The organism is Bacillus alkalicellulosilyticus (genome assembly GCF_002019795.1).
Taxonomy (GTDB): domain Bacteria; phylum Bacillota; class Bacilli; order Bacillales; family Bacillaceae_F; genus Bacillus_AO; species Bacillus_AO alkalicellulosilyticum.
Genome location: NZ_KV917381.1, coordinates 807,116 through 821,827 on the forward strand (window position 1 = coordinate 807,116; position 14,712 = coordinate 821,827).

The 14,712-nt window shown below is 32.9% G+C and carries 20 protein-coding genes and 1 pseudogene; 20 read left to right on the forward strand and 1 reads right to left on the reverse strand.

Annotation, left to right across the window (positions count from 1 at the left end):
- Positions 1-191: 191 nt before the first annotated feature.
- Entirely contained in the window at positions 192-758 is a 567-nt protein-coding gene (locus tag BK585_RS04190) for a DUF4256 domain-containing protein (protein ID WP_078552091.1), read from the forward strand.
- Positions 759-1,620: 862 nt separating this feature from the next.
- Positions 1,621-2,160, forward strand: a complete 540-nt coding sequence (locus tag BK585_RS04195; RefSeq protein ID WP_078552093.1) for a hypothetical protein — start codon at positions 1,621-1,623, stop codon at positions 2,158-2,160.
- 166 nt (positions 2,161-2,326) lie between these two features.
- On the opposite strand, the gene BK585_RS04200 is transcribed toward BK585_RS04195, so the two are convergent.
- Positions 2,327-3,748 carry an IS110 family transposase gene (locus tag BK585_RS04200; protein WP_078552094.1) on the reverse strand — a complete coding sequence of 474 codons (1,422 nt, stop codon included), beginning with the start codon at positions 3,746-3,748 and terminating at the stop codon, positions 2,327-2,329.
- Positions 3,749-4,492: 744 nt separating this feature from the next.
- Here BK585_RS04200 and BK585_RS04205 point away from each other — a divergent pair.
- The 18 genes and pseudogenes from BK585_RS04205 (at position 4,493) to BK585_RS24730 (ending at position 14,703) form a co-directional block, all read left to right on the forward strand.
- Positions 4,493-4,726 carry a YczI family protein gene (locus BK585_RS04205; protein ID WP_078552095.1) on the forward strand — a complete coding sequence of 78 codons (234 nt, stop codon included), beginning with the start codon at positions 4,493-4,495 and terminating at the stop codon, positions 4,724-4,726.
- A gap of 113 nt (positions 4,727-4,839) precedes the next feature.
- A complete protein-coding gene (locus BK585_RS24805; RefSeq protein WP_170885468.1) occupies positions 4,840-4,989 on the forward strand; it encodes an HAD hydrolase family protein in 150 nt (49 codons plus the stop codon).
- Positions 4,929-5,126 (forward strand): HAD family hydrolase, encoded by a 198-nt coding sequence (locus BK585_RS04210; RefSeq protein ID WP_281248949.1) that lies wholly within the window; start codon positions 4,929-4,931, stop codon positions 5,124-5,126. The genes BK585_RS24805 and BK585_RS04210 overlap by 61 nt, the downstream gene beginning before the upstream one ends.
- 200 nt (positions 5,127-5,326) lie before the next feature.
- Complete coding sequence (locus BK585_RS04215; protein WP_078552097.1) at positions 5,327-5,863, forward strand: VOC family protein; 537 nt, start codon at positions 5,327-5,329, stop codon at positions 5,861-5,863.
- Positions 5,864-6,013: 150 nt separating this feature from the next.
- Positions 6,014-6,448 carry a GNAT family N-acetyltransferase gene (locus BK585_RS04220; RefSeq protein WP_078552099.1) on the forward strand — a complete coding sequence of 145 codons (435 nt, stop codon included), beginning with the start codon at positions 6,014-6,016 and terminating at the stop codon, positions 6,446-6,448.
- A gap of 165 nt (positions 6,449-6,613) precedes the next feature.
- Positions 6,614-7,096 (forward strand): annotated as a pseudogene (locus tag BK585_RS24355) (SMI1/KNR4 family protein); the annotation flags it as partial.
- A 1,020-nt stretch (positions 7,097-8,116) separates the two neighbouring features.
- Entirely contained in the window at positions 8,117-8,635 is a 519-nt protein-coding gene (locus BK585_RS04235) for a GrpB family protein (RefSeq protein ID WP_078552101.1), read from the forward strand.
- A gap of 111 nt (positions 8,636-8,746) precedes the next feature.
- The gene (locus BK585_RS04240; RefSeq protein ID WP_078552103.1) at positions 8,747-9,172 is read left to right on the forward strand and encodes a YhfM domain-containing protein; all 426 of its coding nucleotides are present in this window, start codon (positions 8,747-8,749) and stop codon (positions 9,170-9,172) included.
- Positions 9,173-9,392: 220 nt separating this feature from the next.
- A complete protein-coding gene (locus BK585_RS04245; protein ID WP_078552105.1) occupies positions 9,393-9,923 on the forward strand; it encodes a VanZ family protein in 531 nt (176 codons plus the stop codon).
- A gap of 399 nt (positions 9,924-10,322) precedes the next feature.
- Positions 10,323-10,556 (forward strand): hypothetical protein, encoded by a 234-nt coding sequence (locus BK585_RS04250; RefSeq protein ID WP_078552107.1) that lies wholly within the window; start codon positions 10,323-10,325, stop codon positions 10,554-10,556.
- A gap of 114 nt (positions 10,557-10,670) precedes the next feature.
- Complete coding sequence (locus tag BK585_RS04255) at positions 10,671-11,048, forward strand: DUF5412 family protein (protein WP_078552109.1); 378 nt, start codon at positions 10,671-10,673, stop codon at positions 11,046-11,048.
- 127 nt (positions 11,049-11,175) lie between these two features.
- Complete coding sequence (locus tag BK585_RS04260; protein ID WP_078552111.1) at positions 11,176-11,784, forward strand: hypothetical protein; 609 nt, start codon at positions 11,176-11,178, stop codon at positions 11,782-11,784.
- A 119-nt stretch (positions 11,785-11,903) separates the two neighbouring features.
- Positions 11,904-12,038, forward strand: a complete 135-nt coding sequence (locus tag BK585_RS24360) for a DUF2750 domain-containing protein (protein WP_245805776.1) — start codon at positions 11,904-11,906, stop codon at positions 12,036-12,038.
- Positions 12,039-12,053: 15 nt separating this feature from the next.
- Positions 12,054-12,278, forward strand: coding sequence for a DUF2750 domain-containing protein (locus BK585_RS24365; RefSeq protein WP_245805899.1), 225 nt, complete (start codon positions 12,054-12,056; stop codon positions 12,276-12,278).
- 130 nt (positions 12,279-12,408) lie between these two features.
- A complete protein-coding gene (locus BK585_RS04270; RefSeq protein WP_078556604.1) occupies positions 12,409-12,978 on the forward strand; it encodes a nucleotidyltransferase family protein in 570 nt (189 codons plus the stop codon).
- A 122-nt stretch (positions 12,979-13,100) separates the two neighbouring features.
- On the forward strand, positions 13,101-13,439 hold the full coding sequence (locus BK585_RS04275; RefSeq protein WP_078552113.1) for an ASCH domain-containing protein: 339 nt from the start codon (positions 13,101-13,103) through the stop codon (positions 13,437-13,439).
- A gap of 156 nt (positions 13,440-13,595) precedes the next feature.
- On the forward strand, positions 13,596-14,123 hold the full coding sequence (locus BK585_RS04280) for a YfiT family bacillithiol transferase (protein ID WP_212567924.1): 528 nt from the start codon (positions 13,596-13,598) through the stop codon (positions 14,121-14,123).
- A 148-nt stretch (positions 14,124-14,271) separates the two neighbouring features.
- Entirely contained in the window at positions 14,272-14,703 is a 432-nt protein-coding gene (locus BK585_RS24730) for a phosphotransferase (RefSeq protein ID WP_342744279.1), read from the forward strand.
- The last annotated feature ends 9 nt before the right edge of the window (positions 14,704-14,712 follow it).

The window sequence follows — 14,712 nt, forward strand, 5'->3', positions numbered from 1 at the left end:
AACAATAAAGCTAGAGGGGAAAGATAACATTGACACTATATTTTTTAATGAGGATTGAAGCTACCAGAGAATTGATATGAAAAAAAGGAAGTTATCGGCTTAGTAAAGAATACTGCTATAGGTAGTACTTGTTCTCTAACGACTTTGATGCGTATAAAAAATCATATTTTTTAGTGTAAGGAGAAACGAAAATGACAAAACCTGACCAAGAAATATCACTAGAACAACATGAAGAACTTTTAACCATTTTGAAGGAGCGCTTTGAGAAAAACATGGAACGTCATGAAACACTGGAATGGTTGAATGTACAGACAAAGCTCGAAGGAAACCCCAAAAAAATGTGGTCGCTTTACGAAATGGAATCAACTGGCGGTGAACCAGATGTTGTTGGATATGATAAAAAAACGGACGAATACATTTTTGTCGATTGTTCTAAGGAAAGTCCAAAAGGCCGCAGAAGTGTATGTTATGACCGTGAAGCTTTGGAATCTAGGAAAAAACACAAGCCGGAAAATTCAGTTATGGATATGATAGAAGCCATGGGCATTGAACTTTTAACAGAAGAACAATATCGTGAGCTACAGAAACTTGGCAATTTTGATATGAAAACATCGAGTTGGGTCAAAACCCCTGAAAATATAAGGACATTGGGTGGTGCGATTTTCTGTGACCGTCGCTATGATATGGTTTTCATGTACCATAATGGAGCGGATTCCTACTATGGATCAAGGGGATTCAGAGGTTTGCTAAGAGTCTGACTTGTCTGCAAAGAAAAAACTAATCTATTGAAAAACATAGTAACGGGTTACTTTAGAGGTGCAAACAAGCTATTCATAAACGAAAACGCATGCGGTTTTACACAATAAAAATAGGAATAGAAATGAAATGATCTTAATAGAAGAAAACAAAACGAGGTGTATTGAAATAAAAACCATAAATAACAAATTCGGGAGTTTGGATGTAGAAGATGACGAATATCCAGGCAATACATTTAATCATATTGGAATATTAGATGTTCAACTATTGCCTATCAGAACAAGAAGCTGTTGAACTTTTATCGTCATATAATGACCATAATTTAAAATATGAAGACAATTTTAAATCCTTTTTCGAAGAAATCTTCCAATGGATACAGGAAAAGGCTGTTTATATTCATGTTGGAACTTCTTGAAGCCATCTGATTTTAAGCATTTTAGAAATAGGTTAAGTAAAGAAGAATATAACCTTTTATTACAGATGTTAGAATATAAAACAAATACCTTTAAAGTGGATAGTATAGAAGGATTACTATATTAGTTTCGGTAACTTCTTTATACCTGAATTTGAAACCGTAGTAATTGGTAATTACGAATTAAGTTTCCCGATATATTCTAAACAACAAAATGCTTTTAATCAGTGCGAAAAGTATGCAGAAGATGTTGGTTTATTTATAAGAAGATAGCTTTATTTCTTATTCCATTAACGGGTGCTTTAGTTTCACAGAGACTATTGCTTGTAGTTTTAACGATGCAGGAACATATTAGGTTCTTATATTTTTAAGAGTACTTCAAGTGGTTAAAGTTTCAATAGCCAAAGAAACAAGAAAAAGTCTTAATATAATTCAAAGAGGAAGTGCTAGTAATGATAAAACAATTAGAAGAAGCGAAGAAGAACAATCAATTACTTGAAATTTACAGCGATTTAAGTGATGTTAAGAAATTTAAGGTTGCTAAAGTATTAGATGCAAATGAAGATTATACAATCATATCGGAAATTTCACACTATGGTTTATACGATGGTTTTTCTCTAATTCAAACGGAGAAAATTTTTCAAATAAATAAAAACACACGATATATTAAAAACCTCGAAATATTATTTGAAGCTAAAAATCAAAGTCATTTTAGTTTTGATGTGGAGAATAAAGACTTAATTCTTGGTTTTTTTGAGGCATCAAAAAAACAAGAATTGGTTGTTATTGTAGAACTTTTAGAAGAGGTGACAATACAAGGGTTTGTTCAAAGTATAGAAGATGAAATTGTTATGGTAGATGTCCTATTATATGACGGGGAACCTGATGGTAAAGCATATGTAAAAAAAGAAGATATAACTTGTATTACTTGTGATAACCAAGAGGCGAATTGTTTGAAAATTTCCTACTCTGAGATTACAAAGGATAAATGAACCAAAATCACAAGTGGAATTTGTGATTTTTTGCACTTAAATGTAGTGTAGTGCTTTACGAATAAAAAAGTATTTTTAAAGATGAAAAATCACCTAAAATTTAAAAAATAATAGGTGATTTTTGCTCATTTAAAGCACTTAGGGTTTTGTGTTTTTAACTCTATTTTCAATTTGTTAACTTAGTTTTTCCCTCGTTATTTTTAATATAAAGATTGTTAAACTCTACTCCACACGCTTTAGCGTGAGTGATCGGATCATATTTTACTTTGTTTTTTAGGACTGTGTAAATAAGTGATGCTATTTTGCCGCATAAGTGCCCAATTGCCTTTTTCTTGTTCATTCCTTCACTTACCTTACGGTCATAGTATAATTTGAAGACGGTAGGGTGTTTTTGCCCGTTTGCTAGGATAATTAAAGCAATTTGATAAAGGACTCTCCTGGCATCTCTAACACCGCTGTATGTCTGTCTTGTGCCAGTTACCGATGTTCCTGACTGCTTGTTTTCCGAAGATACACCTAGATATTTCTTGAACTCTTTATATGTATTAAATCGTTCAACATCACCTATGACCCCAATCAGTGTACAGGCGATGTTTTCGCTCACAAAAGGAAGGGACATTAAGATTTCTGTATATGGGTGAGCATCTAAACCTTTGTCAGGGTCACCCCATAAAAGTTTATGAATCTCTTTGTCAATTAGTTTGATGCTTTCTTCGAGACGTAGGGCTTCTTCTATAACCCATTTTTGTCTTTCGACAAGATGTTCAGCTGGAACTGCAATAGTGTTAGGCATTACTTTAGCTAATATGTTAGCTGCTCGTTTAGCCACACTTTTTGCACCAGCTTTCAATAAAAAATTATATATCTCTTCTGCTGTGGCTTCCTTCATATGAAGTCCCGTAGGGAACTCTAAGACTAACTTCAACACAGAGGTGCTAGATAGGCTCTTAAAAGCTTTATTTAAATCAGGATGAGTGACTTTTAAAAGCTGTTGAACCTGGTTCTTACGTCGAGTTAATTGGACGTTTAAATACCATCTGTCCCTCATTACTGTTCGAAATAAAGATTGAAGGACTGATTGAGGTCTAATAAGAGTTACACCTTGCATATGTGGATGTAATTGCTTATGCCACCCCATATAAGCCATTACTTTGGCATCCATTGAATCAGTTTTTTCAGAGATTCCTAAGTTATTTTTACGGAACTCACCAACGGCTCTATTTTCAACTTGAAAGAGTTCATAACCCTCATTTAATAACACTTGCTGTATTAGATAAGAATAGTGTCCGCCTGTTGGTTCCAAAAGAATTAAAAAGTCTTTTTTGGTAAGACAGAATTGTTTTTCAATCCTTCTTAAAGCATTTAAAAACTCAGCGATTCCAGCACTATCGGAGTTGAATTTCATTGTCTTCGTCCTTTTCCAAGCAATCCCTTTAGGATCTAAGAATGCATCAAATGGAATACAGGATGCAACGTGAAAGCTCGCTCCAATATCAATACCTACATAAAACTGATAAAAATTACGCTGCCCTTTATGGCTGTTATGCGTGTCATTTCCATAACTAAATGGAGTAATGGTAGTGTTCATCATTTCTCCTCCCAGTCGCAGTATGACATATCTGACTATCCAAGTTTCCGTGAGAGCTTTGTGCCCATTGTAGTATGTCAGGATTATATCGCCAGATATTAAATCTCATATTTAACACAAGAGTCTAGTTTCCTAGCTCCAACCAACGGTAGAGTTTCAACTGCTTAATATTATATTGCTTTTGGTTTTCTCCAATATAGTCTTTTAAACAAAATAAAAATTACGACATAAAACCTCAAAATTCCTCCTAATAAATAAAAAAATCCTGTAAAAAATACAGGAATGAATTTTGGTTATTAAATTGGGGTGCAGTGCCGTTTTATTGTGTAAGTGGAGTGCCTCACATCAATATTAGAGGTCTAACTTATAGCCCCATTCCAGTAAGTCGGAATCACTATAAGGGTCACTGCACAACATAATTTTACATCACTTTTAACCATAAAAAAACCCAATGTCCTCAAACTAACGGTAGGGTTCCACTAAATTAGTGATCCCACATTTAAGTCAAAGGTACATCGGTAGTTCTATTATACAATTAATTAAAAGAATATTGAATATATTATCTGTTACAATGGATTTAATCACTTGGCATACAATAGTATGTAGTGCTTCAAATCATATCTATATTAGTGTAAAGCATTACGGAAAGTAACGGAGGCTAATGCTTAACAAGGGTATTGCCTATTCTTGTTGAAGAAAAGGGAGGGAATGTTCAATAAGATAAGGTAAGGGGGGGGTGATTATTTGCTAAAAATTCTACGTTATGTTTTATCAGTGATAGTTATTTTATTTGCTGCTTATGGACTAATTACTCAAAATTTTAAATATAGCCATATTATGACGTTTTTCATGGGTTTAATGATGTTAGTTATGGGATTAGAAGAATTTCGAAAAGACCGAAAAGCGTATGGTTGGTTATTTGTTGTTGTTTTTTTATTTTCATTATTTGTTTCAATTCAAGGTTTTTTATTAAGCTAACGGGGTGCAAATGCTTAAAAAGGGTGTATTCGCCTTTTCTTACTGAAGTAAAGAGCAGAATTATTCAATAAGAATAGTGAAAATTACTCAAAACATACTAAGGAGTGATTACAGTGGAGGCGGTTGTACTTGACCTTGATGGTACACTGTTAAGTTCCAAAAAACAGCTTAGTGAAAGAAATAAAAAAAACGTTATAACCTTATTGAAGCTAAATATACCTATAATTATAGCGTTGTATTTGGAGACGACTTCAATGACATAGGAATGTTTCAACTATGTGGTTACCCTGTAGCGATGGGGAATGCAATAGAAGAATTAAAATACATAGCAAAAGAAGTTACAGATACTAATGATAACGATGGTGTGGCAATAACATTAGAAGCATTGTTCAAATTGTAATGACCAATACAGGCTAATTCCAATTTCAATTAAATATTTATAGTAAGAATGTGAAGGATTAGGAGGCGAATGCTTAAGAAGGGTATTCGCCTTTTCTTGTTGACGTAAAGTAGCAGGATACTACGATATGGAATCACTAAAAAAGGACATGAATTAACCTTGTAGAATTATATAAATTAGCTTATTTAGGGGGACAGAAAATGAACAGATTAAATCTAATAACACTCGGTACAAAGGACATTGTAAAGTCTCATAATTTCTTTAAAGAACTTGGGTTTGACACCTCAATTAGAGGGACAGAATCAAACCCTTTCATAATTTTTTTTAGAAATGAAGGGACAAGAATTGCACTATACCCTATAGAAGAACTTGCTAAAGATATTAATAATGAAACTCCACCTGTTATTTCAAGTGGATTTCCAGGCATAACATTAGCTTACAATGCAAAATCAATAGAAGAACTTGCTAAAGATATTAATAATGAAACTCCACCTGTTATTTCAAGTGGATTTCCAGGCATAACATTAGCTTACAATGCAAAATCAATAGAAGAAGTTGATGAAGTATTAAAGAAAGCAGAATTAGCGGGAGCAATAATCCAAAAGGAGCCAAAAAAGACTGATTGGGGAGGCTATGGAGGCTATTTCACCGACCTTGATGGCTACTATTGGGAAGTTGCGTATGGAGAAGATTGGGAATTTGATGAATCTAATATGTTAGTTATTAATGACCAATAATTTAATTTGAAAGTATATGATTGTGAAGTAATGTACTTAAAGTAAAGGGAGCAATAGTCCAAGAAGCCGTTGCTTTCTTTGTCGTGCTAACGAAGCAGATTACTTCCATAGAATCTTATAATATTTAATAAGAGTGAAGGGGAAATAAAAATGAATTTAATAATTGATACTGCTAACACAAGTGATTTTTATGCCGTTAATTCCATTGTTAAGGAAGGACAAGATGAACATGCTGAAGCATTACCACATGTATTAAAAAAAATAGACCATGTAATGCCAGAATCCTATTTTCAAGAGTTATTGGAAGACCCCGATTATGAAATATTAGTGGCAAGAGAAAATGGAGAAGTAGTTGCATTCGCTGTAATGGAAATAAAAGAGGATCCTCCTTTTGAATCTATGACACCAAGAAAATATGCTTATATGAATGATTTTGGAGTTAATAATAGTAATCAAAGAAAAGGAATAGGTAGAGTATTATTCGATGAATGTGTTAAATGGTCTAAGACCAAAGGTGCATCATCATTGGATTTAAACGTATGGGAGTTTAATCAAAATGCCATTTCTTTTTATGAGAGTCTATGAATGAAAAGCATTAGCCAAAAGATGACCTTACCTTTTTAGAAAAGTAATATTCCATAGTTGTTCTTCAACTAAAGGAGGCTTATGAGGAATAAGAAGAGGTTTAAGCAGGGTTAGTATCTCTCCTTGTTGAAGTAAAGAACAGGTTTGTTTAAGATGTATTCTTAAATGGTAGAAGAGATTTTATTAAATTTATGGGGTGGCTTTATTGTGAAAAGCATTTGGCAAACAGATAATGACTACGGCAGATTAGAACCTTTAACAGATGAGTTAGTAGAAATAGCGGAAGAAAAATTGAAAATTAAATTACCAAGTACCTACATAAATATCTTGAAACAACAAAACGGTGGTTATATGAAATATAATGCACACCCTTCAGATGTACCAACTTCTTGGGCTGATGACCATGTTAATGTTGACCATCTATTTGGAATAGGAACGGGTAAAGAAAAAGGAATATTAGAAAGTGAATATTTAATTGGAGAATGGGATTTACCTAAAAATGTTGTGCTAATTTCAGGAGAAGGACATTCATGGATTGCACTTGATTATAGGAGTAGGAAAACCGAACCTTCTGTTATTTTAATTGATGTTGATGCAGAACAGATTATTGAATTGGCTCCAAACTTTGACTCCTTTCTAAATGGGTTATATGAAGAATCCGTAGAATTTGAAGATGAACCTACAGACGACATACAACGTCAATGGACAATAACTGAAATCAACGATACATTTTCAGATGATAATGAATTAGAAATTGCCTACGCATTAGATTATCTTTCGTCAAATGCCACTGAACAAAAGCAATTTATTGAGCAGAGCTTAATTAAACTGCTTCAACATTCTAAATTAGCAATAAGAGAAACAGCAACCAATTATGCTTATCATTTTTATGAAAACGGAATACTGTCCACAAATTGCGTAGAAAGTATTGTGAAAATTATACGGGATGATAATGAAATAGAATATTTTGCTGATATGTATTTTGCAGGTTTGTAAGATTACAAAGACATATGGTTATTTATAGTATTTGATTATTGTGCTAACGAGTAGCGATTGCTTAATAAAGGTATTCGTCTTTTCTTGTTGTTGAAGTAGAGAAGCAGAATTCTTGAATAAGTACATCAAAAAACGGACGAGAAATAGATTGGAACCTATTAAAATTGTAGAGTAAAACAAAGAAAACCTCGAAGATACGAATTGTTACTGTACAAGCTCCTTTTGTTTTTGAACTACTTGTACCTAAATTTGGGTATTTCCCAAATCTATATTTTTCCAAAGGATTGGGATGAGAGGTTGAAAAGATTTAACGAATTATCAATTCTACGAGCGCTGCAGTGTCCAATTGTAGATATAGCAACTGATAATGTTTAGAGGGAGCAAACAAATTAGATATAAAAGCACAAATTATTGATTTAAAGGATAGAGAAGAATTGTTGGAACTTTCACCTACGCCTTATGGTATCTATGGAGTAATTTATAAAAATGAATTGATTTCGTTCCATAGACTTACGGTACATTCTGTAATGAAGAGATTAAAAGAGTTAACTCAATTCAACTAATGGATGCGATGCTTTAATAATTGTAGCATCGCTTTCTTTGTTCGACTAGCGAATAAGGTTAATTGAATAAAGAAATGTAATAGTTCTTATCAATAAAGAGGGAGACGCTATGGAAAAACATGTCGTTATTGAGGATTATACACCAGATTGGGTGCGACGATTTCAAGAGGAAAAAAATATTCTAAAAGGGATAATGAGTGAAAAGGCAATTGCCATTGAACACATTGGAAGTACATCTGTTGAAGGGTTGGGAGCCAAACCAATATTAGATATTATGGTTGGAGTTAACCATCTTATAGAAGTAGATGAGTTTATTGAACCTTTAGAAAAAATCGGCTATGAATTTGTATTTCATAAAGAGTTTTCTAATAGACGGTTTTTTAGAAAAGGAAAATGGAGAGCAGGTACACATCATTTACATTTCTATAAATATGAAAGCGATGAATGGAGTAATAATATCTTATTTCGAGATTTTTTAAGGGCTAACAGTGAGGAACTTATACGTTATCATCAATTGAAAAAGGAGTTAGCCGAAAAATATCACAACGATAGAGTTGCATATACCAAAGCGAAAGAACCGTTTATTCAGTATATAATTCAAAAAGCAAAAGAAAAAGCCAATAAATAAAATTAAATTCAATTACCGTAGGCAATAGCTGAATAAAGGTTATCGCCTTTCTCTTGTTGAAGTAAAGGAGCAGGATAATTTAACAGACAATATTTTTGGGAGGACTATTGAGTGAGAAGGAATTATTTACTTTTTATATTAATATTCTTAGTTTTTGTGGGAGGTTGTAATGAGAAAACAAATGAAGGTGTACTAATTAACAATAAAGAAGTGATAAGTGTGTCCCTTAATGTAGATCCAATGTGGGAAAACGGTGATAACAAATCATTTAAAACTAAAGAGTTTAAAGATGAAAGTAGTATAAAAATTTTTATTGAAGCAATAGAAAATGTTGTGCAATTGGAAGGTATTTTAAATTATAAGTCGGAGTTCGATGTGACAGTAACCTATATAGATAAAACTACCGAACGATATCATTTAAACTTAGGTGTCGAAACAGAAGATGAAGGATTGCTTGTCATTCTACCAGACACTAATCACGGATATATAATTAAAAAGGAAGATGCAAATAAACTGAGGGGAATTATCTATAAATAAAACATCACCAATTAAACAAATAAATTTCGATAAATGGTGTTGACTTTAATTAGTAGCACCGTTTTTTTCATCGTTCTTGAACTAACGGGAGCGAATGCTTAAGAAGGCTATTCGCTTTTTTTTGTTGAAGTAAAGGAGCAGTAATGTTCAATAAGGACTAAAACAATTTGTATATTTTCGTCGTTTATATATAGAGAAAAATCGAAGAGGGTTGTGTGAATTGAGGATATATTTTCTTTGGCCAGCAATCGTAATAATAGTTCTTTGGATTATTATCAATAGTATTAACATCATTTATAGGAAGGGAAAATTTGATTTAAAACAAGAAATAATTAACCTGCTTTTTTTGGTGAGTGTACTCTGGATAATTGGTATGACCATTTTCCCTATTGAAATTGGTATTCCCCAAAGTTATGGTCCATCAAATAATGTTGTACCTTTTTCAAGCATAAAAGACTTAATGAACCACTTTTATTTTATGGTTCCTTTAAGAAATATTGCTGGGAATATTATATTGTTTGTGCCGTTGGGGTTTGTACTTGCATTAAAATTCAGTAAAATAAACAGTGTACTAAGAGTTGGAGTGGTGGGTTTACTGAGTTCTACATTTATTGAGTTAGTACAATTATTGTTGCCAATTAGGGCTTTTGATGTTGATGATATTATATTGAACACATTAGGTTCTATCATAGGCTTTCTTGTACTAAAAACATTTGAAAGAATATACAAAGTGTCTGGCAATCATAATTAGGAATGTTCTTCAACTATCGAATGCTTTAGTGAAAAATATCGTAATAATACAAGAGGAGGTACAAGTTATTGTTTAGTAGAAAAGATGAAACTAAAGAAAATACAATAGTTGAGATTTTACTGACTGGTCAATCACTTTCATTCAAACTTAGCGACAGTGAAACAATTACACAATGCAAAATTTAGATGAAGCATCATACGCTTTTAAGAGAATGGAAACTATAAAAATATTTCATCCCGACGGTAGATTGAAGTCAGTTATTAACCCTTTACAAATATCCAGGATTTGGTTTTCTAAATAAAGAGCCTTATTTAAGTAAGGGAGAGCAATAGTTGAACAAGCTGTCGCTCTTGTTGTGGTATAATTCCCTACCATTTTAAAATAAAGTTGGTGTCAAAGTTGGAGCGAATAATAAAAAAAATTTTATCTCCGAGTAAACAATATAAGGTAGTAATTTTAAAACGGAAAAACGGTCTATATACGACAGAAGTGTATATGTGGCAAGAAGAATACGGATATGAATTTTGGAGTCCTATTAAACAAGGATTATCATTAATTCAAACTGAGGAAAACGCTATAAAGATTGGCATTGAACAACTAAAAGAACTCTCTAGTGAAACAAGCGTCTTTTAGTTACTGCACTAACGGAGAGCGTTAGTAAATTACGGGCTGTAAGAGATGGCTCGTTTTTTTATACCCACTTATTGGAAGAAGGTGTTAAACTAAAAGAGTAGAATAGTTTAGCAAATGATAAAAGGGGCTACCAATGAAAAAAAAAAGAAAACAATCATAACATTATTGATAATTGTTGGTATATTGGTATACGGACTTTATTGGTTATTTTTTGACTGGGGGAGGTTTAAACAAGAGTTAATCTCAGAATCAACTTCTCCAAATGGAACTTATACTATTTATGCCTATCTTAATAACACACACGCCACTACACCTTTTACTGTATTAGGAGAATTAGTTTTTAATGATTCAAGTAAAAGGTCAAAGAAAATTTATTGGGATAAGGCTGAAAATGCCGATATTCTATGGATTGATGATAACACAGTTGAAATTAATGGAATTATAATTAGTGTTCCTAACGAATCCTATGATTTTAGAAAAGGAATTCACTAAGAAAACTTGGTTTGCCGTACTTTAACAAACCTAAAGGCTTTTTATAATTGTTCCACTGTATATTGCGCTAACGGAGCAGAATCGTTAAAATAAGCAATCTTTATATCACATAGTAAGGAGGTGTTTTATGGTAAGAAATAGCGTTGTTTATCCATTTTTTTTCGCACTTATCTTACTTGCCGGCTGCACAGGGACAGAAACATTTGGTGGGTCAGAATTATCAGAAACAGCCCTCATTTCAAAGGAATTTCTAGAAGAACAAGGATACAGTGTGTTGGATTATAAAGGTAATCTGTATTCATATGCACTGACAGAAGAACAAGTATCAGTCACCGACGCTTACCACCTACAAAAGCACTCCGTGCGAAAAACTTGGCAAGTACAAGAAACGGAACTTGAGGAATTTATGGGGAGTCAGATAGTAGAGGAGACTTTCCTTGTAGAAAATCATCCGTTAGATAATTGGAAATCTGAAGATGGATCTCATGAATCCACAGGCAAAACTTATGCAACTGTTTTGATTTCAGACGAAAAAGTTATTGGAGGAGCATCTTCACCAGCTTTAGAAGAAACACTTACTGGGGGTGTACTATTCTCACTAGATGGAAAAACATTTGAGGACATTCATCCAAATGTTGATTGGAGAGAGTGGGCTGACAATTGGACGGAAAAATACTATGACTATTTAATGTTTGAATCTTTGAATCTTAAGCTAACGAATGCTTATGTTGAATAAGAAAAGGAACCTTTTGTAGCAGGGTTAGTATCTCTCCTCGTTGAAGTAAAGCGCAGGATTGATTAACAAGAAGTAGTGTTAAAATAAATTCAAACACCACCTTAAAAGGACTGTTGATCATGAATAAGAGCGAATTTGAGGCAGTAATCAATAAATCACCGAATATTAGGTACGAGTATTTCATAAAGAAGGTTGTTGATTTTGAAGAAGTGTGGGGCTTGTATAATGGTGGATGGGCAACAGCTCTTGACTAGGAAGGTAATCAACTTATACCATTCTTTCCTAAAAAAGAATTTGCAGAAAGTTGTGCAAAGAATGAATGGGAAGGATATAAACCAGAAGTGATTGATTTAACTGAGTTTATGTATGATTGGCTATCTGGAATGAGTAATGATGGAATTAAGCCTTCCATTTTTCCAAATGATGATAATACTGTTTTGTTAAATATTGACGTACTTCTTTCGGATTTAGAAAATGAACTTGAAAATTATTAAAGTAACGAGTAGCTTTACTGTAGGAACTGTTGTAATTGCAGTTCATATTGTCGTTGATGTCCCCCTTTTTAGAGGAATGCGTTCAAAGAGAAAGTATAATTTATATATTACATATCTTAAAAGGAGTTTAATTTTTGTGTTGAATGAGCATGACATTGTTACTCTTATAGAAGAAGATGAGTGGATGATGGGAATTTTAAAAGCTGCCCAATCTTTAAATTTACCAGATTGGTGGGTTTGTGCAGGTTTTGTTAGAACAAAAATCTGGGATGTTTTACATGGATTTAGTGTAAGAACACCGATTCCAGATATTGATGTAATCTATTTTGATAAAACAAAACTTGATGTATTAGAAGAAAAAAAGTTGGAAGAAAAACTAAAATCTCGCTTACCGAATATTCCTTGGTCAGTTAAGAATGAAGCCAGAATGCATCTTAGAAATAATGTTGAACCTTACTCTTCTTCAGTTGATGCAATTTCAAAGTTTCCAGAAACAGCAACATCATTAGGAGTAAAGTTAGATGAACGAAATAAGGTTATTTTAATAGCTCCTTGTGGAATTAGTGATGTTGTCAATTTGGAAATAAAACCAACTCCATATTTCCTTGAAAACAAAGACCTTGCACCTATCTATAATGAGCGAATTCTTAAGAAGAATTGGCAAGCTACATGGAATAAGCTAAGTGTTCATCAAATATAGATTTGGTTTTCTAACTAATGGGAGCGAATGCTGAACATGGAATTCGTACTTCTTTGTTGAAGTAAAGGGCAGGTTAACACAATTAAAGAGATTGATGATATAGATATAGAGGTGAAATCAGAATGATACATCAAATGGGGTTATATGGTGAGTATTTCAATTCTATAAAAGAAGGTAAGAAAACAGTTGAAGTACGCTTAAATGATGTGAAGAGAAGAAAAATAAGAGTTGGAGATACGATTGAATTTATAAAGATCCCTGAACAAGATGAAACAATAAAAGTTCAAGTAACAAACCTAAAAATATACGACACATTTAAAGCGATGTATGAGGATATTCCGTTTAAAGATTTTGATTGTGAAGGTTGGAACATGAAAGAAATGATAGAAGGAACATATGAAATTTACTCTCCTGAACAAGAGAAAGAATGGGGAACGTTAGCAATTACAATAAAATATTAAAGCCTATGTTACTTAACTAACGGAAGCGCTTCTTCAAAAAATAGGATTGCCTTTTTTCTTATTGAAGTAAAGGTCAGTTTACTGGAAGAAGAAGGAAAGGTACAATACTTTTCGAAATTATTGAATTATTTATAATTTTAAAAAGGGTGAAAATTTATGCTGGACAATATTCGTTTTCCTATAGGTCAATTTGAACCAGTACAGAATCCAACTCCAGAACAGCGTAACAAATGGATTCAGGAGATTTTGGTATTACCGAAACTCCTTCGGCTTACAGTGAAAAATCTATCTAATGAACAAATCTATACGCAATACCGTCCTGGTGGCTGGACTGTTCAACAGGTGGTTCACCATATGGCAGATAATAATATGAATGCCTTTATACGGTTCAAAAAGGCACTAACAGAAGATAATCCAATTGCAAGTTCTTATCGAGAGGATTTATGGGCAGAATTGAGCGATTATCAAAATACACCTATTGAAATATCTTTAAACCTTATTGAATCAATTCACAGTAGATTCGTAACATTACTCTGTTCATTATCTACTTATGAATTTCAAAGAACATTTATGAGTCCTACACACGGCTTTATGAATCTGGATGTTGCAACACAAAGATATGCTTGGCACTTTAGACATCATTTAGCACAAATCGAATCTCTTAAACAACGTATGGGTTGGTAATTCGAAAAGCCTTGTGTAAAAGAGATTGTGAGACAATACACTTAAATAAACGGAGGCGATTTCAAAACAAGCAGCAGTCGCTTTTTACTATCGAACAGAATAGTTTAGAAAAGGAAAAGAATATGGCAGGTAAGGTGTGGTGATAAAAGTGAATGCTAATATGGTACAGTACATCGAAAGTATAATTGGAAAAATAGATAATCTTATTATGTTGGCAGAACAAGGATGTACATCGGAAGTACATAAAATTATTACAAAGAAGGGTTGTTATTTACTTAAAAGCTCCTCTGAAGAAAAGTACACAGAATGGTTAAAGACTGAAGCTCAGGTGCTAAAAAAACTAAATAGCCAAAGACAGATACCAGTACCTAAGTATTATGGCTTTTTGGAGGAAAAGCTTAGTAGTCATCTATTAATGTCTTTTGAAGATGGAATTACCTTGACTTCTGCTTTAGAACAAGCAAAAAGTGCATCAGAAAAGAAATCATTAATTAGGAGTTTTGGTCATTTTCTTCACCAATTACATGCAATCAGCGAAATGGAATTGTTAAATCAAAATGTTGAATGGCTGGAAAATTAATTAATTAAA